This is a genomic window from Enterococcus sp. DJ147D b (assembly GCF_058216655.1).
Map to the genome: position 1 here is coordinate 1,583,403 of NZ_CM177104.1, position 19,243 is coordinate 1,602,645.

At 35.5% G+C, this 19,243-nt stretch carries 18 protein-coding genes; all 18 read right to left on the bottom strand.

All coding sequences use genetic code 11. From position 1 onward, the window contains the following. Positions 1-306 precede the first annotated feature (306 nt). On the bottom strand, positions 307-627 hold the full coding sequence (locus AC4BD1_RS07490; RefSeq protein ID WP_490466189.1) for a hypothetical protein: 321 nt from the start codon (positions 625-627) through the stop codon (positions 307-309). A 9-nt stretch (positions 628-636) separates the two neighbouring features. After that, positions 637-1,404, bottom strand: a complete 768-nt coding sequence (locus AC4BD1_RS07495) for a class A sortase (protein WP_490485412.1) — start codon at positions 1,402-1,404, stop codon at positions 637-639. Then, complete coding sequence (locus AC4BD1_RS07500) at positions 1,391-1,720, bottom strand: hypothetical protein (RefSeq protein WP_490485413.1); 330 nt, start codon at positions 1,718-1,720, stop codon at positions 1,391-1,393. Before AC4BD1_RS07500 ends, AC4BD1_RS07495 begins: the two co-directional genes overlap by 14 nt. Then, positions 1,717-3,138 (bottom strand): hypothetical protein, encoded by a 1,422-nt coding sequence (locus tag AC4BD1_RS07505; RefSeq protein ID WP_490466191.1) that lies wholly within the window; start codon positions 3,136-3,138, stop codon positions 1,717-1,719. The genes AC4BD1_RS07500 and AC4BD1_RS07505 overlap by 4 nt, the downstream gene beginning before the upstream one ends. Positions 3,139-3,165: 27 nt before the next feature. Next, the gene (locus tag AC4BD1_RS07510) at positions 3,166-4,233 is read right to left on the bottom strand and encodes a WxLIP family cell surface protein (protein ID WP_490466192.1); all 1,068 of its coding nucleotides are present in this window, start codon (positions 4,231-4,233) and stop codon (positions 3,166-3,168) included. Positions 4,234-4,302: 69 nt separating this feature from the next. Then, positions 4,303-4,887, bottom strand: coding sequence for a WxL domain-containing protein (locus AC4BD1_RS07515; RefSeq protein WP_490466193.1), 585 nt, complete (start codon positions 4,885-4,887; stop codon positions 4,303-4,305). A 1-nt stretch (position 4,888) separates the two neighbouring features. Beyond that, positions 4,889-5,281, bottom strand: a complete 393-nt coding sequence (locus AC4BD1_RS07520) for an LPXTG cell wall anchor domain-containing protein (RefSeq protein WP_490485414.1) — start codon at positions 5,279-5,281, stop codon at positions 4,889-4,891. 14 nt (positions 5,282-5,295) lie between these two features. Beyond that, on the bottom strand, positions 5,296-7,464 hold the full coding sequence (locus tag AC4BD1_RS07525; RefSeq protein WP_490485415.1) for a MucBP domain-containing protein: 2,169 nt from the start codon (positions 7,462-7,464) through the stop codon (positions 5,296-5,298). A gap of 183 nt (positions 7,465-7,647) precedes the next feature. After that, a complete protein-coding gene (locus AC4BD1_RS07530; RefSeq protein ID WP_206909266.1) occupies positions 7,648-7,794 on the bottom strand; it encodes a hypothetical protein in 147 nt (48 codons plus the stop codon). Then, positions 7,778-9,106 carry a glycosyltransferase family 2 protein gene (locus AC4BD1_RS07535; protein ID WP_206909265.1) on the bottom strand — a complete coding sequence of 443 codons (1,329 nt, stop codon included), beginning with the start codon at positions 9,104-9,106 and terminating at the stop codon, positions 7,778-7,780. Before AC4BD1_RS07535 ends, AC4BD1_RS07530 begins: the two co-directional genes overlap by 17 nt. Positions 9,107-9,340: 234 nt before the next feature. Further along, entirely contained in the window at positions 9,341-10,807 is a 1,467-nt protein-coding gene (locus tag AC4BD1_RS07540) for a hypothetical protein (RefSeq protein WP_490485416.1), read from the bottom strand. A gap of 416 nt (positions 10,808-11,223) precedes the next feature. Beyond that, positions 11,224-13,146 (bottom strand): BglG family transcription antiterminator, encoded by a 1,923-nt coding sequence (locus tag AC4BD1_RS07545; RefSeq protein ID WP_490485417.1) that lies wholly within the window; start codon positions 13,144-13,146, stop codon positions 11,224-11,226. A gap of 86 nt (positions 13,147-13,232) precedes the next feature. Further along, positions 13,233-15,176, bottom strand: coding sequence for a fructose-specific PTS transporter subunit EIIC (locus AC4BD1_RS07550; RefSeq protein WP_490485418.1), 1,944 nt, complete (start codon positions 15,174-15,176; stop codon positions 13,233-13,235). A 201-nt stretch (positions 15,177-15,377) separates the two neighbouring features. Then, on the bottom strand, positions 15,378-16,352 hold the full coding sequence (gene lacD, locus AC4BD1_RS07555; protein ID WP_490467304.1) for a tagatose-bisphosphate aldolase: 975 nt from the start codon (positions 16,350-16,352) through the stop codon (positions 15,378-15,380). 74 nt (positions 16,353-16,426) lie between these two features. Next, entirely contained in the window at positions 16,427-17,359 is a 933-nt protein-coding gene (gene lacC / locus AC4BD1_RS07560) for a tagatose-6-phosphate kinase (RefSeq protein WP_490485419.1), read from the bottom strand. Between the two features lie 15 nt (positions 17,360-17,374). Further along, a complete protein-coding gene (gene lacB, locus AC4BD1_RS07565; RefSeq protein WP_206909260.1) occupies positions 17,375-17,890 on the bottom strand; it encodes a galactose-6-phosphate isomerase subunit LacB in 516 nt (171 codons plus the stop codon). A gap of 23 nt (positions 17,891-17,913) precedes the next feature. Then, positions 17,914-18,342: a galactose-6-phosphate isomerase subunit LacA gene (lacA, locus tag AC4BD1_RS07570; protein WP_206909258.1), complete on the bottom strand. Its 429-nt coding sequence runs from the start codon at positions 18,340-18,342 to the stop codon at positions 17,914-17,916. Between the two features lie 17 nt (positions 18,343-18,359). Beyond that, complete coding sequence (locus AC4BD1_RS07575) at positions 18,360-19,145, bottom strand: DeoR/GlpR family DNA-binding transcription regulator (protein WP_490466199.1); 786 nt, start codon at positions 19,143-19,145, stop codon at positions 18,360-18,362. Positions 19,146-19,243 lie beyond the last annotated feature (98 nt).

The window sequence follows — 19,243 nt, forward strand, 5'->3', positions numbered from 1 at the left end:
CATTTATTTTTTAAAAAAACGGTTATAACAATAATACTTTTAAAAAAACAAAATAATTATTACCGCTTACAAAAACTAGTATAACACCCTTAAATTACAACGTCAACATTAAAAGATAACAAAATTTTAAAATATATAAGTTATTTTATATGAAATTTAAAATAAAAAAATAAATATAACGTCCATTAAAATAACCTAAAAATCAAATAGTTGCTGTTTTATTTATCAAATTGATCCATTTAGCAATAAAAAAAATACCTGATACACAATTTATATCGGGCATTTTATCTCAAGAATAGTAGTGATTTACAAGTGTAGAATAATCGCTTTTGCATCATTTAAAACCTTGTTTTTAGCATTTGTCCATTGGCCATCAATCCCAATAACGAAATCATCATTTGTCTTACTAATGATATTAGCATCATCTTGAACGCTAATTCGCCAAGTTTTGACCAATTTTTTTGCTTCATATAGTGAAATGGAAGTCACTGGACAACGATTTTCTAAAAAAACTGTTTCTATCTGGTAATTGTATGCACCCATACGTGGCAATTTTTTATTCAAACTAGAGATTCTTTCTAAATAATATCTTTGTTTATAGCTTGATACCTTTCCATAATAGTTCATAATAACACCTCAAATCTTATTACTAAATAAAATGACACTCGTACCCACGATTGCGATCAAACCAAAGAAAAACAATTGTAAATAGACTTTTCGGATTATTTTTTTACTTACTTGCTGGATTTTTTCAATCGAGTTCTTTGATGAAAATTGTTTGTTAGCTGTTGATTTTTTAGACATCTCTATTATTTTTGCTTTGACTAAAATCCGTTTCGTTGTCTCTGATGCTTTGTCGCATGTCAGCAATGTCAAAGTTTTTGCTGGATTTTCTTCGATATAGTTCACTTCTTGTTCATCAATTATTTTTTTCTCAGTAATCACATAATGATAGCTCTTCCCTAAGTAATCCAAATCAATTTTCTGACCCTTTTTTGCATTTGCTAATTTGCCAAACAACAATCCTTTTTCACTTAAATGATGTCCCAAAAAAATCATATTGTCTTTCAACGGGTCTCGCCTAGTATACATTGTTGCCGCACCAATTAGCATAGCATTTTGACTAATTCCAGGAAAAACCGGGACAGCTAATGCCAACTGAGGAATTGATAATACACCAATCGCCTCTAGTTCTTCACTTTTTGCTGTAAATACATCACTAACCGTTGCTGACTTTACTTCTTCAAATGGAATCGTCTTGCCATTTTCAAGATTATCGACCATCTGATACTTAGCCGTTACGATGTGTTGGGTAAAAATCGAATTTTCAACGTACTGATAGCTAATTAACGCTAATCCCACATAAAAAAAAAGCAAAAAATAACTCTTTTTATTCCCTCTCATCTGATTTACCTCCAAAAATGAGCGTACCTGATAAGCTTTCAAAAAGATTTCCTAGCTTAGTTGACGATAATGCGCCGCTTCCAAAATTAGCAATTTTCTTTTTACTGATCCCATTCGTTGGTGCAAAACTAGTCACCGGTTGCGTGGCTTTCTTCTTTTTGATATTTTTTTCATAAAAACCAATACTCGTTTCTTTCGCATGGTCTTCCTCACGTATAATTTCTTTTTCTGTATGATACAATTTTGGAACACTGGGCTTTTCTCCATTCATCAGCATAACCGAGCTAAACAAAAAAACGATTAAATATTTTTTCATAGGCTATTTCTCATTCCATAAATTTTTGATACCAAATTCCCGAAGACTTTCCAATCTTTTGAACTTGGTGGGCTGTTCCAAATCAAGTAGTCACTTTCGACTATTTCAGGCAATACATCAGATAAATAAATATCTGTTTGAGGTGAGTACTGATTGTCAACTTTGAGGGTAACGAACGGTAAATGAACAATGTTATTGGCAATATAGTTGTTGTATTGTTCTCCTAAAGTAAAATCAATCGTGATCGTGATTGCTTTTTTTTGATTTTGATAGGCTTGACTATTGACAAGAATCAAAAGTATTTCTAATAATACTTGCTGATTTTCAGTTTGATCACCAATTAGCGAGATTGTTTCTTTCTTACCCAAAAAGTGTAAAATTTGTCCCATTTCTTGAGTAAAACTATCAAAGAAGAAATCTAAAATAACATAAAAATGCCCATCTAGTAGACTATCTTTGTAATAAAAAAACTTGAACAATAATTCAGATAACTGATGATTCAAACATTCATCTGAGGACTTGATCCCCACTGTGCTCAATAATTCTTGCGTCAAATCTGCCAATTTATTTTCTTTCCCTACGTTACGTTCTTTTTCTTGGCAAAGATACTGATTGATTCGGAGATAATTGATCAAGGTAACCACATCGGTTGTTTGGGTCTTGTCCTTTTTTTCAGTAAAGTGGTGATAGCTCTTAGTGATTGGCTCCACGTAACATTCATCTGTTGAAACAAGCAACCTGTCAGTTACACTGTTTTGTCCGTTCTCCACTCGAAAAAAAGAAACCAAACAATAATACAAAAGTTTCGTTTTTTTTAATCTTCCCAATGGTTCGATGATTCTTAATTTTTGTAATTCATCAATAAAAGCTGTTGCCTTTTCCCACTCCTGCGCGGAAAAAGGGTTCTCGTAATTTTTAAAAATATAAAAGTAAATCTGTGCTAAAAAAATGCGCAACTTACTTTCATTGACCTGTCCAACCAAAAAATTCATTTGATGCATATCTAAAAAAGATTCCAGTTTATTTTTGATGACATAAGAATAAGAAACACTAACATAATGATAGTAACTGTAGTTTTCCATAATTTCTTTGGTGTTCATACCATTTTTTAAGAAGTAATCTAAAAGGCTAAATAAATAAGATTCTCTACCATATTTCCAAATCAAACGATTGATTGAATCTAAACAGTTTTTCTTATAAATATATTTACTTTTATTTTTGGAGATAAAGAAGTAGTCATCTAACTCCATTGTTTTAAAGTCTTCGATCAATAAGCCTAAAAGTTTATTTGCCCGAAAATAAGTTAAGTCAAATTGTTTTTCAATATCTTTGACTGCAAAAGCGTCCGTATCTAAATTATCAATATAAGAGAATAACATCAGCTTGGCCAACGTCTCTTTTTCAAATAGTTCCTTCATATGATTCCTCATTAAAATAGCTACTACTTAGCTGGCGCTATCTTCTTTCTGTAGTTCATTCATTAATTTTTTGATTTTCTGATTTTTCTTGTGAATGTAAATAAAGATAATAATAAAAAGAAGCAATAAAATGCCACAAATCAAAAGAATCAGATAAAGCGTCGTATGATCCTTTTTCTCAGCAACTGCTGTTCGATTCAAATCAGTGGCAGTTTTTTCCGAAATAGTAAAATTTTGTGTGAATTTCCATTTGTTGCCCTTTGATTCTGCAGTCAAAGTTGCTGTATATTTCCCAGGACTTAAATTTTTCCCGTCCGTGCGAATATCGAAATTATAAACGGAGTTAGGTGCTTGCTGTCCATTTTCAATTTTAGTGGTGTATAATACTTCTTTCTCATTCATTTTGCGAATGCTACCATTGACGTTCAATTTATTGATAAACATCCCACTGGTATTTTTCAAAGGGAATTTGATACTGTTTCGTCCATTCACTTGTTCTACTTTGATTTTTCCGGGTTCAATAATAGGTTTCGTTACTTCTTTTTCACCGTGTAAAATCAATGCGATCGTATAACCATATTGATTTTGAACTGCCATACTGCTTTTATTCTTTCCACTGTCTTCATTTTCTTTTGCAAGTTCTTCGACAATGTTGATTCCACCCGCTACAACACCATCAAAATTTTTTTCTGGCGCAGTAATCGTATACGTTAATTCCTTGGTTTCTTTTGCTTTTAAAGCAAGTTTTTCTGTCTGGACTTTTACCAACTGTTTCATATCATTGGTTAAGTTAACTGATTCAAATTGCTGGCTATTTTTGTACTCTACAACGCCGTTACTATTTGTTGACGCATGATCAACGTTCGTATCGATCACAATTGGATGGTCGGCATTATTCGTAACTTGAACAACTAACTCGGTTGTTTCTTTTGGTTCCAGTTGTAAGTCGTAATAAGACAATGTTTGATTTACTTGTTTCTCTGAAGGTAATGGATTTACTTGGAAATCAACTGAGGCAGCTGATACAAATTGGAATGAGTAGAAAGAGCAGACTGAAATAGCAACGAATAAAAAAGCTTGGATTTTATTTTTCATTTTTTTCTCCTTTAAAAAAATAGGAATAGATAGCCTGATGACTGTCTATTCCTACATCTTTACGAATGACTAGTTGTTTGCAACGCCATCTGTTAATACCCAATTAAGTGTAGTTGTATATTGACCAGCCACTTTGACTGTTGCACCAGGAACGCTTAGAGACGCTGTTCCTTTAGCAAAATCTTCAATTGCTAAACCATTCCCTTCACCTGTTTGAGCATCCATGATGACTGCAGCTTCATTGGTTGTTTTCAAAGCAACACCTGTTTTTTCATGTGCAATTGCTGTTGAGTTTGCATCAATCGAAGGTGAAACTAATGTAATTTCTGCATTTGTTAATTCATGTGTACCATTTTTGAATTGACCATTTTCTGAAACTTGTAATGCCCAACCTGCTTCTGTCCCACGTATGTCTCGAACAGTGCTGACAGTATCTGTTTCAGAAGTGTAGACTTCATCAGCTGCTGAAATTGCATGCATACCGAAGTCAAGATCCGCAGCACTCACTAATGTCAACGCGCCACTATCAGGTGTTTTGAACCCAACTTCACCTGTTGTATTTTTTTGGTCGACTTCAGCAGCATAAACAGTTGCACCCGCTGTTGCTGATAATAACGTTGCTGATAATACTAATCCCATAATTACTTTTTTCATTTTAAAATTCCTCTTTTCGTTTTTTGAATAAATAAATGACCCCCACCATTAGCAGGAAATACCCGCTCATCGTGATAGGTGCTGAATCAACAGCTCCAGTTTTTGGAAGTACGCCTGATGTAACATGATATGAACCTGATTGTGTAGTTTCAGGAACAAGTTGTCTTGTTTCATTATTAACTGTGTTATTTGTTGTTTGATCGTTATGATTATTTATTTGATTGCTTGAATCTTCGCCTGAATCACTTGTATTACTATCCCCTGTTTCATAGAAACCAACGGCTGCTTTCGTTGTACTCGAATCAGCAACTTGTTCCGCCTCAATCCGAGTAGCAAAGCCAAAGAATAAGATGAAGGATAGTAACGCGGCGAAGCATTTGTTTCTTTTTTTCATAGCTTTCTATCCCCTTATTCATTTGGTACCACATCGTTTAAATCCCATTCGATGGTCGCATCATACGTATCGACAACAGCTTTTCCACCGGGAACAAATAATTGAAGAGTATCTGCTTTTGACTGCCAGTCTTGAGACACATTCTGTTCCTCATGGTCGCTTGTTGTTTGATTATGAATCACAACACTTTCATCTGTTGTGATCGCTTGTTTTCCTTGACTTGGATTCATGTAATAGAGTGTAGCACCAAGTTTTTTACTTGTTGTTGTGCCAATAAATGCTTGATTTAATTTTGCAGTTAAACTCCAAGTAGAACCATTTTTACGTAAATCTTTGATGAGTAAGTTCTTATCCAAAGATTTTAACGAATAAGTTTCGTCTTTTGCTGAAATAGTGTGCTCACCAAATTGCAGTTTTGTTGGCGCATCAACAAAGAGAAGTTTGCCTTGATAAATATATGTGACTGTTTGAGCTTTATCAGTAAATTTACCTTCTTTATTATCTGGTTCTTTGAGTAAAGTATAATTATCGATTGTTTTTGCTTGAGACGTATACGGATCATCAACCTTACCGTTCAAAACATCTTTTTCAGCGATGTCATTCCCATCTTCATCCACATATTCAACAGTGACAGGTGCACCATCTTTTCTTTCTAAGATTGTCACCGTTGCTGTCTTAGTTGAAATATGTCCAGTAGAATTCGTAACAGAGTATGTTACTTTGTATTTTCCGGGTGTATCCGCTTGGACTTGGCTATCATCGACCGTTACTTGGCTACTGATATCGCCGTCATTCGTATCTTTAGCAACAATATTTTTTAATAATTTTTCTTTGATATTCGCAGCTGTCAAGTCTCCAACATAAAATGTTTTGTCTTCAACACTCAAGTTAGCAAAAACAGTACTGTCGCCTGTTGTTAAGAACTGGTTATTCAAATCAAAATGTTTCCCACCAGCGATATTTCCTCCGTTGGCTGTAGCCATATAGATATAAGATTGGCTTGGGTACGTGATGCTATCATTATTGGCATGAGCACTGACACTAGCTTCGTAACTACCATCACGTTTGATGTAGCCTCCAGAAGTTTTTTCTGACTGTAAATCAATCCAAATTTCATTGTTGTCTGGTTTGGTAGCATCTCGATACACTTTATAATATTGCTTAGGAATCACCGCTTGTGTTATTGTATCTCGAACAACAATGTTTGCTATATCTTCATCTGTAATAGTAACTTTTCCGTTTCCTATTGGTTCGATGTACCAAGCAAAACGATAAAAACAATCAGCGGGTAAAATGTTTTCACCAGAATAGTTGACCTGAATAAAATTTTGAATCACATCTGACGTACGGGTAAAATTACCAGTTGGTAGTCCACCTACATTAGAACCATCTTTGCCAACAAAATTCCCAGGAGTTCCATCTGAAATTCCCCAGTAAGAGTTAACATAATCGTAAATTGGTGGTGTGTTCGTATCCACGGTTAACTTAGGTGTTCCAACAATTGTCGGAATATCTTGTCCGTTTGATGTCGTCGTTGCTGAGACATTATATGTTGTCCCAGTATTTCCAATTACTTTGGTATGGAAATCAGCTGAAATCGTCGTATCACCAACAATGTCATTTTTAACAACAAATGTGATCGTTCCAGCATTTTTGTCAATGGTTACATCAAAATAGCTTGAAATATTTTCATCTGTTAAGTCAATTGCGCTATAATCAATTGCTTCTGTCGGAATAGAAATAACTATTGTTGTACCTGCAGGAATCGAATCACCATCTTTGTTAGTCAAAGTAATCGTTCCAGTATAAGTTGTATTTAACGTATAAACACTAGAATTCGCTTTATAAGAAACAGAGCCTGTAGCAATTTTTGGAGTTATTCTGGGGAGAAAATCTTTTTTGATTGCATCATCTGCTTTTGTTTCATTTTCCGTTGCACTCATCGCTGTTTCCGCTATAATAGAACTTGAAATATTTTTTTCTTTCGACTCTTTTACGGAAGTACTCGTCTGATCACTTGAATTTTCAGAGGTTTGAGTGGTCTTTGTTTTGGTTGCTTTCGATGAAAGAGTTGTTTGATCGGTTGTTTCTGCGTGAACAATTGTTACAAGATTATTTGCTACTGATAAAGTTAGAAACACGCTACTTAATAAAACAAACTTCTTATATGTTGAACTTTTCACTTTTCACACCTCCCTTCAATTGTATTGCACTTAAATAACATATGGTTGTTATTTACTTACAAACACATTGTACTAATCTTCAAAATCATTTTCCTCTTTAATAGTTGAAAATTTTTTTTAATTTCAAAGAATAACTCAAACACCTAACATAATTATGGGTTTCCCACCAGTGAATCTCTTAACTTATGCACCCATAAAGAAGAATGCTAAAATACCAGCAATCACAACTAAATAAGTCAAATTTTTACCAAAGTAACTAATCCCTCGCTCTTTATTCGTCTGTTGACGACTTGTTTTTTTATTTAGGCTCAAATTATTTTGTACTTGCATATTGTTCACCTTCCAAATCTTTGTATTGTACAGAATGTACTGTTTTATTCCATTTATTTTGTGGCTTGAACCACGTGAAGAAACCTACGATTTGCGCAATCATATACGTTAATGAATTATAAATAAAGCAGTAAACCAAGCGAATAAAAAACAGAATTTTTTTCCACCAAGTATTTTTCAGTTGGAAATACTCCTTACCTTCTTCAATAAAGTAAACGGTTGGTATGATCAAAAAGTTGAAAGCTTCCATTGTTAACCAGAATGTGATAACAGAAAACAAATTAGGTAAATATTTCAACAAACGAATATCAATGATTCCTAACGCTAAAATAATTAAGTAAGCTACTGGGCGTACCATTGAATAAGAATAAAACAAGGTTTCAATCTTACTCATCAATTCATTGAAGTGCTTTGATTTAAATAAAGAAATGAATTGTTTAAATGTTGTTGAAAATGCTACATACCAGTGACCTTGTGCCCAACGTGTTCGTTGATGATGACTCGCCAAAAAACTATTTGGTTTTTCATCATGGACAACTGCAAATTGATTCCAACCACTTCTTAACCCATTCATTGACAACTCCACTTGCAATTCGAAATCTTCTGTATAACTTCTTGGATTCCACCCGCGTTCCAGCAAATAAGTTGTATCCAAAATAAATCCTGTTCCACCAATCGCTGCATTCCAACCCAAAACATAGTTTGCAAATTGAACAGCACGATTTGTAATAAAGTAAACAGCGGAATAACCAGAGGCAGTAATTGACGTGAAAACATTTTTCATACCCAAATAGCCTTGGATCACCACAAATTCTGGATGTGCTAGACTTTGTGAATTCATTTCCGTCAAATAATTTGGTTCTACGATGTTATCTGCATCGATAAACGCAATATAATCATATTCTTGCCAGCTTTCATTGTTGATAAAACTTGCAATCGCATGAGGTTTCCCTCTTGGCTCATCCGGTTTCGACGTATTTTCAAATACTTTTGCCTTGCCGATACTTCTAACGATTTCCGCTGTATTATCCGTACAATTATCAGCAATCACAACAATATCAAACAAGTTTGGATCATATTCTTGCCGAACCAACGCTTCGACGGTTTCCTTGATTACCGCTGCTTCATTATGTGCAGGAATCAAAAATAAAAACTTCTTTTGTGGATCAACTATTTCATAATCTCTTTTTGGCGTGACCAAGCCAAAAACAGATAATGCCGTAAAAAATAATAGATTTGCAAAAACGAGCACAATCAATGCTGTGCAAACCCAAGATAACGGTTCAAACAAATAATTTGGTAATGTAAACAACTAAAATTCCTCCTTGTCCTTCTATTAAATAGTAGCACCCTCTTGAAGAGACGACTTCTCATTATTTGAAAAATTTTTTCTATAATATTGAGATATCATTTCACGAAATTTAGTATAACAAGTGAGATTTTTCCTTTCCTCTTTAAAATTCAAAAAATAAACAGGGATTATTTCAGTTTTATGGAATAAGTTCTACAACCATTCCTAAAATCAAATAGAAGAACTACTGAAAACTCAATTATTTTCAGTAGTTCTTCTATTTTTTTCTTCAAAAATTTTTCTTTCCAGTAAGTTGTAGTTCTCCGGAAAATTGCTTTGATCCCAATAATAATATCGTTGTTCTTTTGGCATTTTTTGTTTCATAAGTGAATAGTTGATTAACAGTAAATCACATTCTGCAGTGGAAATTTCCTCAACGATCAAGACCGTGACAAAGCCAAAATTTCCCAAAAAAGATGTAAGATCTTTGATACACGTATTTCCTAACTCTTTTGATAAACCAACTGTAATAGCTGGTGCACGATACTTACGGTAATGAAGGGTCAATAACACACAGAGTAATAGTAATGATTTGTTTTCCTTGACAGTCTGAAGCTCGCCTTCATTAATCACCTTTTCTCTCAGCGTAAATAAGTATTTCTGGTAGCTCGCTGGCAATAATAATCGAATCAGCTGGACGAATTCTTTGGTGTTTTTCCCGACCAGCTTATTCGCAACTTCTGAAAAAAGCAACACATCATACACAAATTCACTCTTGCTAATGAGTTCAAATTGATTTTTTTCAAGTAAATGAAGATATGTTTTTATAAATAATGCTACTTTTTTATTCTCACTCACTCGTTGTTTGGCAAATTCTCTTTTCTGGTCCGATGTAATCTGTTCATTTAAAATAAATAAATTGAGAAACGTACTCAAAAATTTTTTTTCTGCACTTCTAACCTTCTTGGGTAAATGGTGCCACAATTCCGTATAGGGATGACTTTGCTCACGAAAAAGTGTTTGTACATCTTGACTCAATACAAAGTCTGTCAAATATTTCTTCGATACATAGCGACTTTCCAACACATTTAATAATAAAATCAGTTGCTGTTTTGTAATAAATGAGAGTTCTTGATTCACAATCGCTTGGTATCTCTTCTCATTGTCAAGATAGTTAAATAAGTTTTCTTGCCCCCGGTACCCCCACCACAATGAAAAATAGAGAAATGTCCGGTAAATGATTTCTTGACTGTCATTGGTTACTTTGAAAGTTAAGTTCATTTGATAAACAGCTAACAAACTTTTTAACAACTGAATTTTCCGATGAAAAGTTGAGATACTAATCAAATGTTTTTGTACATAGTTTAATTCATTTTTATTTGGGTGGCGCATTTTGTAGACTAAATAAGTGAATGTAACACTTTCTTTTTTTAACAAAAATAAACGATAGCTATCAATCGTGAACAAATGTCCTTCTTCTTTGCGAAACACTTTCCCTGTTTTTAAAATAAATTGAGAATCGCCGTATTCTTGCATTTCGTCTTGAATTATTTCTTTTGCTAGCGTTTGAATTCCTTGGTAAGAAAGATTAAATTGTTTTGCTATATCTTTTAATGAAATTTTTTGTTCTTGCATGACCAAGTACTTAAATAAATGAAGTTTATTTCGACTATTTGATTCAAAAAACAAGGTCTCAAACATCCCGTCAACTAAATGGTTCATTCTGTTCACCCATATTCCTTAACTTTTCTAAACCTATTTCTTGTTTATGTATACAATAACATCCGGCTCTGTTTTGATTGCTTATCCTATTTCTTTTGTTGATTGCCACAACAAAGAAAAAACTCTTTACTAAAAAAACACAATATTATCATTATAATAACATTTTAACTAATTTTATTTCATAAATAAACAAAAAAAGTAACACTGCCTGAAACTTCACTAACGGGCAGTGTCACCTTAAGAAAATCTAATAATTCGAACTAGTTTAATAATACCACACTTATTTTATAATACAAATATTTTGCTAATGAAGTAGCAAAATATTTCTTAAAGAAAGAGATGAAATAAATTCAATGATAAAAAAACATCTACTATCCCAAAAAATATATCCACTCATTCTTAACTTTACTTATCTTTTACTCGTAGCTAGACAGCAATGTTAAGATTTCTAACGGATGGTCCGTTTGCAGTAGTTGATTCATACGTTCAGGTTGTTTTTCCAAATAATGGATGACAGAGAACAACTTTTTGAATTCTGGATGTTTCAAATCATTTTTTTTGACTGCCAGCAACAGAACAGCACAAATTTGTTCGCCATGCCAAGTAATTGGCTGCTTCATCGTCGCAATCGAAATCGTTGAATGCTTGACATAAAATGGATTGCCGTGAGGAAGTGTTACCAGCGAAGCAACCCGTGTGCTTGAATGACGATCTCGTTCTAGAACGGATTCAATGAATTCCGGGTATACATATTGATTTTCAACTAGAACATCACCCATAAAAGACAAGATTTCCGTTGGATCTGTCAAATCTAAATGTGAGAAAATCAAAAACGGATTCGTAAAACTTGCCAAATCAAATGTTTTTGTTCGTTTGTTTGGTACATGTTCTAACATGTATTTCGTTAACCTCGATAAATCTGTTTCCGTAATCATCGGTGAAATCTCAATTACAGGAATGCTTTCATGTTGAAAGGGTAATGTTGTCAAAATAAAATCAACCGGTGGAAATGCTTCGAGCTTCAGCTCAGGACTATATTCAATTAAATCCAGAATCGTCAATTCAGGAAGTTCACGATTCAGCCTTGCCTCAAGAAAAGTTGCCATTGCTTTTGAATATTCACTAACTAAAATCGTTTGATATCTCCGACTTTTTTGATGTTGGTGACGCTCAATTGCTGCTTGGAAATGGATCGTCAAATAAGCAATCTCATCTTGTGGCACATAAAAGGGTTCTTTATCAAAATAATCTTCCAAAATCAATTGAAGAACTAAGAATAATTGCGTATACGTGCTAAACACATTTTTCGTTAAAGGATTTGAGATTGTTAATCCATAATTCAAACGAAAATAAGTAGAAGATAAGTGAGAACTCAAATTTTGGACTAAAAGTTGATCTTCTTTCAATGAATAATCTAAAAATTGTTCAACTTGATCAATCAAGTGAATAGCTAGTTCATCTGCTTCACCTTGAAAACGCGCAGCAGACTGCGACTTAGAAAATAAGTTAGCAATTCTTAACGCTAAATAGTTGATTTCATCCGGTGAAAATTCAATGGGATACACGTTTGCTAACTTGGCTAAGACTTGGCTACTGATTTTTTGCGCTTGTGTATGATTGACTGCTTCATTTTCATCTTCACTTAATTTGACTTTTTGTAGTTGCTTCATGCGTTCCAACATAAAGTAAATATGGATCTCAACCGTAGACAAGCCTGCAGGTTCCTCTAACTGATTTTCATAAAAAACATCTCGCAAGGTGTGTTGGATTACTTTTAGCGTATCTTTCGCAAAAAATTCCTTCAAGGATGGACTTTGTGGATCTGTCTTTTGCATATTACGCAAGGTCTTCACCAATAATTGTCTTTTTTCTTGCTCATCACCCGTGATAAAGGTCCCCAGTTTAGTTTTTGACACTAACGCCAAATGATGTTGTTGAAAAAAACTTTGCAAATCTGTTAATTCTTTTCTAATTGTACGGCGACCAACGAATAATTTTTCCGCTAATTCTTCAAGACTTAGGCCATCTTTTGCAACTAACAAATGAAAAATCAATAATTGGCGTAACTGACTTCTTTCCAACTCAGTTTCATCATTTTCGTTCAACAGACGTTTGACTTGATCTTTTTCATGGGGTAAGCCAACCAGTAGGATACCTGTTCCTTTTTTTCTTTCAATAATCAAAGGTAACTGATACGCCTTCAACCAGTCTTCGATTTTATTTAAATCACTATGGATCGTGCGCTCAGAAACTTGAAAGCACGTTGCTAATTCTTTGGTTGTTAAATAACTATTACTTTTTATTAATTGGTAAATTAAAGATTGCTGGCGTTGATTCATTAAGAAAAGAAGCTCCTTCCTGAATAAAAAATCGACTATGATAACACATCTATTATGTCTCATCACAGTCGATTTTTCATCTTATGTTACATTTCGCTTAATAATTGATTAACAGCCGCTTTATTTGGTGCTTCCATCAACGCTTGACGAAAGTCGTCATCCATTAGTTTACGTGAAAGACGTTGGAGAATTTTTAAGTGCATATCTCCTTGGCTATTTTCCGGAACAGCGATCATGAAAATCAAATGTGCCGGTTCCCCATCAAGCGATTGCCAATCGATTCCTTGCTGACTTCTCGCAAAAGCAAGTGTTGGTTTTGTCACATAGGTTGATTTACCATGAGGGATTGCGATGCCCATTCCAATACCAGTTGTACTTTCATTTTCGCGAGTATAGATTGCTTGTTTAAACCCAGCTGCATCTGTAATGTGACCTGTTTTCCCTAAACGTTGGACTAGATCTTCAATAACGGTGTCTTTTGTCGTTTCAGTTGTGTCTAGAACAATCGTATCATCTGTCATGATTTCTGTAATTGAATCAAAGTTTGTTGAAGCAACTGGCGTTTTCATTTCTTCGCCTTCTACTTCGTCCAGACGCATTGCGCCATTTGATGTCGCAATAACTGGTGTTGCTTGTAAAGTTGGTTTCAAGATTCTTAACATTAAAACTGTTACTGCGATACCAGCAATCACTGCCACAAAGAACATTGCCACATGATCCACTGCACCCAACACAGCCACGATTGGTCCACCATGTGCAACATGGTCAGTTACACCTGAAAGCATTGCAATGACACTACCAGTCATTGCACCGATTACAATACTTGGAATAACACGTAGTGGATCAGTTGAAGCAAATGGAATCGCTCCTTCCGTGATACCAAATAACCCCATTGCTAGCGAAGCTTTTCCTGCTTCACGTTCAGTTTTTGTAAATTTCGTTTTCAAGATCAATGAAGCTAAACCTAACGCTAAAGGAGGAATACAAATCGCAACTGCAATTGGTCCCATGATGGAATAGTTTCCTTCAGCAATCAAGCCTGAGCCAAATAAGAACGCAACTTTGTTAAATGGTCCGCCCATGTCAAAGGCAATCATCGCACCAAGAATCATTGCTAAAACAACTTCACTGCCACCTTGCATACCTGCTAAGAATTGTGTCAATGAATTAAATAAAAGTGCAACTGGTTCACCAATAACATAGATGAAGACAAAGCCAACTGCCAACGAACCTAAAATAGGAATGACGATAATCGGCATAATAGATTGTAATGCTTTTGGTACAGGAATTTTTTTGATTCCTAAAGCAATAAATCCAGCTAAAAACCCTGTGATGATTCCGCCTAAGAAACCAGCGTTTGCATCACTTCCATATAGTGCACCATTAGCTGCCAACATTCCGCCAACAAACCCTGGAACTAAGCCCGGACGATCCGCGATACTTTGAGCAATAAACGCTGATAAAATGGGAACCATCAAGCCCATAGCGATACCGCCAATACTATTCATTGTCGCCCAGATCGTACCTTCTGGAATTTTGATTCCTTCTGGCGTTGCTGTTCCACCTAAAGTCAATGAAATTGCAATCAACAGCCCACCAGTCACAACGAACGGTACCATATAAGAAACACCATTCATCAAACTTTTATATACTTTTTTCCCTAATCCTTCTGTTTCGCCAGTGTTTTCAGCAGAAGCATCTGTCAGAGCGCTTTCAAAAACAGGCGCTTTTCCTGCTAAGATATCTTCAACCAATGTATTCGCATGATGGATACCATCTTGAACGCCGACATTGATTAGTGGTTTGCCTCCAAAACGTGATTTGTCCACTTTTGTATCTGCAGCAATAATGACGCCCGCTGCTTCTTTGATGTCACTTGCTGTAAGTTCATTCTCCACACCAATCGATCCGTGTGTTTCGACTTTTACTTCAACACCAAGTTCTTTCCCAGCTTTTTCTAAATTTTCAGCAGCCATATATGTATGGGCAATTCCAACTGGACAAGATGTGATTGCAACAATTTTTTTCATCTTTCTTCCACCTTTCTTTCTACTCACTTAGTATATAAAAACGGTTTCTTTTTATTAAGGACAAATTGATTCCGAAATAACGGAAATTTTTGTCATAAAGAAGTTACTTCAAAAAATAAAAAAACTGTAGCAGATCACTTAATCGTCATCCCTACAGTTTTTTGATAAAATTTTACAAATACTTTGATCGTCAAACGCTGCCTATAATGAAACTGGTGTAGCTGTTTCTTTTAAGACAGTATTCAATGCTTCGATATTTTCTCGACCTGTTTGTTTTAACCATTCACGTGCAGCCGCTTCCCCCTCAGTGATGAAAGGTTCCACACCATTTGCCCAAGTTGCTCGACCACATAGGACACCATTAAATGTTGATCCTGCCGTTTTGGCAAAGCGTAATGTTTCTTGGAACAACTCGGCAGAGACTCCTGCACTCAAAAAGATAAAAGGTAGCGAGGTTGCTTCTGTCTGTTCTTTGAAATAAGTTGCTGCTTCTGTCTGTGTATAAACGACTTCCCCAGCTGCATATCCTTCCACGTAATTCATATTAACTGGAACTTCTACTTTCAAGACATCCACTTGATAACGTTCACGAGAAAATTCCTTCATCATCTCAATCACTTTATGTGGTTTGACCTTGGCATACTCCAAAGATGTACTATCTGCATTCTCGGCATCATAAGAAACTAATTCCAAGAAAAATGGCAGTTCTTCTGCTTCGCATTCTGATCCGATTCGTTCAATAAATGCTTGTTTTCGTTGATTGATCTCGGTAGCTTCATCCACATCGTAATATAATAAAAATTTACATGCATCCGCACCTTGTTCTTTTAACCGTTTGACTGACCAATCTGCTAAGAGGTCTGGTAATCGTCCTGGAGTCGAAGCATCATAGCCTGTTTTTTCATAAGCCAAGAGTAACCCAGCACTTTCTGCACGTGCTTGAGCCGCTGGCAAGCCATATTCAGGATCCAGCAAAATAGCAGAAGCATACGGAGTTAATTCTTCCGAAACGATTTTTTTAAAGTCTTCGATTTGCTCATCTGTTGCAGGTGTTTCTTGATATTTGGCAATCATTTTTTTCAACGCACCACGTTGGTCAATGGCTAATGCACTAATAATTTTATGTTCGTCCGTTAGTTGTGCGACATATGCTTGTTTTCCTTTAGTTTCGATCATTGATTTTGCACCATCCTTGTTAAGTTTTATCATCATCTACTTTTACGACTATTGTGTTTTACCAAAATAAGTAATTAGACTTTCGAGACTTTGATTTGATTATATAAATGAGGAAAATTCACCAAGTTCACTTGACCAGTTACTGCTTCTTGGGCATTTAACATCCCTAAAACGTTAGCTATTTTTAACAATTCTTCTGCATTTTTCCCCTGTTGTAACGCATAAGTGATACCAGCAACGGTCGCATCTCCCGAACCAACTGGATTCACAACATCGATTTTGGGAATACTCACCTGATAAAAAGTATTTCCATGCTTGGCAAAAGCGCCTTGCGCGCCCAGTGAAACAATGATCCATTCGATTCCAGCAAAGCGTTCATTCCTCAATGCTTCTTTTAAAATCGTTGGCTCATTGGTCACGTCCAACGCTAGTAGTTCTGATAGCTCTTCCAGATTCGGTTTGATCACTGTTGGTTTTGACTCGCTTTCCAAAACAGCTTGCAAAGCTTGTCCTGAGCAATCTAATACGACTGGTTTCTTCTTTTGCTGACAAATCGACAACATTTCACGATAAAAATCAACAGGTAATCCTGCTGGTAAACTTCCGGAGAAACTCAGAATAGTCGCATCATCTACTAGCTGTTCAAAATGAACTAAAAAGTCTTCTGCTTCTGCAGCCGAGATGACCGGTCCTTGTTCTAAAATTTCTGTTTGTTTTCCTTCATGCAAAATGGCAATACAATTGCGCGTCTTTCCACTAATCGGTGAAAACGCGTGTTTGATTCCTGCGTCAGTCAACTCATGTTGGATGGCCTCGCCTAGTTCTCCACCCAATAAACCACTTGCTAAGACATCAGCGCCTAATTGTTCTAAAACTCGCGTGACATTCAATCCTTTTCCACCAGCTGTCTTTCGCACTTTCGAGACACGATTGACTGTATCTAATTGGAAGTGTTCCAATGGATAAGAGATATCAATCGAGGGATTCATCGTGATCGTGACAATCATTTTCTTACCTCCACATTAATCGTGATACTCGCCACGATCCCATTTTTCTAAAAACTCATCAAAGAAATGTTCATCTGCTTGCTCTGGGTGATTTTTTTCAACATGATCGATTTTTGCAATTAAGCGTTTGTTCTCAGGTGTTTCTTGGTATTCTGCTTGAATAAAAGCTTCAATGATATCACAAATCAAAAATTCTCCGGTAATTTTCCCTCCAAAACCAATCACATTCGCATTCAATTCTTCCTTCGCATAAATCGCACTTGTCATATCACGAACTAAAGCGGAACGAACGCCCGGAACTTTATTGACAGCATTATTAATCCCTACACCCGTCCCACATATACATACGCCTAAATCTGCTTCATGACTGACAACTGCTTCACCAACTTTTTTGCCATAAATCGGGTAATGTGTCCGTGTGAAATCATAGGTGCCCATATCAATGACTTCGTGTCCTTTTCCTTTTAAAAAATCTGAAACGGCAATTTTTACATCCGTAACAATGTGGTCACAACCAATAGCTATTTTCATGAGTACTTACCATCCTTTTCTTTTTAAGCCATTTTATTTAACATGTCTACGCGGATTTGGTGGCGTCCACCATCATAATCAGCTGCTAAAAATTCTTTGACAATATTTTTGGCTAATCCTTCACCAACGATCTCAGAGCCAATCGTAATCATTCGCGCATTATTATGTTCGCGTGTCATGTAAGCTGAACGTTCATCGGATACTTCCGCTGCTACCATGCCTTTGACTTTTGTCGCCGTCATAAAGCTCCCTGCGCCATAGCCATCAAACGCAATCCCAAGACTTCCTTCTTCAGCTAAAACCTCCATTGCTACAGCTAATGTTGATTCGATAAAATCACTCGAAGCGGTTTCACTTTTATCAACTACTTCAAAACCTTCTTTAAGCAAGTATTCTTTGATGGGTTCTTTCAATTTCATTCCTTGTTTATCTGATCCAATAATGATCTTCATTTTTACTCCTCCTCTAATCAATTAAAAATTTGAGTATACTGCTCATATTGCGTTTTTATTGTCTCTGAGATTGTGTGATCCGTAAAAAAACCATCGACTTCATTTAGTGAATAAAAATTATAAAAGTCGCTATGACCAAATTTATGTGCATCTCCTACTAAATATTTTTTGTGCGCTTTTTCCAAGACTAACTGCTGGAATTTTCCTTCCTCAATACTGAAAGTATAGACATGCTCGTTCAAAATCCCATTCACGCCGACAAATGCTTTTTCAATACTCAATTTTTGAATCGTCTCATTTGCCATGGAACCAACAAATGCACCTGTTTTCTTTCGAAAAGAACCACCTACTAAATACAACTCGAGGTCGTCTTTTTTCTCTAACAAATTAAAAACTGGCAAGCTGTTGGTAACGATTCGTAATGGTCCTTCTTGAATAAATCGGGTCATCAATTCGATTGTTGTTCCAGATCCTAAAAAAATCGTGTCCCCTGCCGAAATTTTTTTGGCAGCATTTTTAGCTATATACTTTTTTTCTTCTATACTGATTGCTTTTTTCTCAGTATGAGATAGCTCAACCCCTGTCAGTGGCTGTTCTTTTATCGTTATCGCAGATTCGGCATATCCCTTACTCTGTGCACCACCATGCACACGTTCGATTTTTCCTTGTTGGGCAAGCTCATCTAAATCACGACGAATTGTCATCTCTGATACTGGTAAATTTTTTTGGATCATTTTCACCGTAATGACACCAAACTGCTCACACAATTCTAAAATGGAACGTTGCCGTTCACTTTTCAACATAGGCACCACCTTTCCAACGACATAATAAAACATTTACAAACAAATATCAACACAAAAAAGCAAAAAAATGTTTATTTTCTTTTAAAAATACGCTTGAC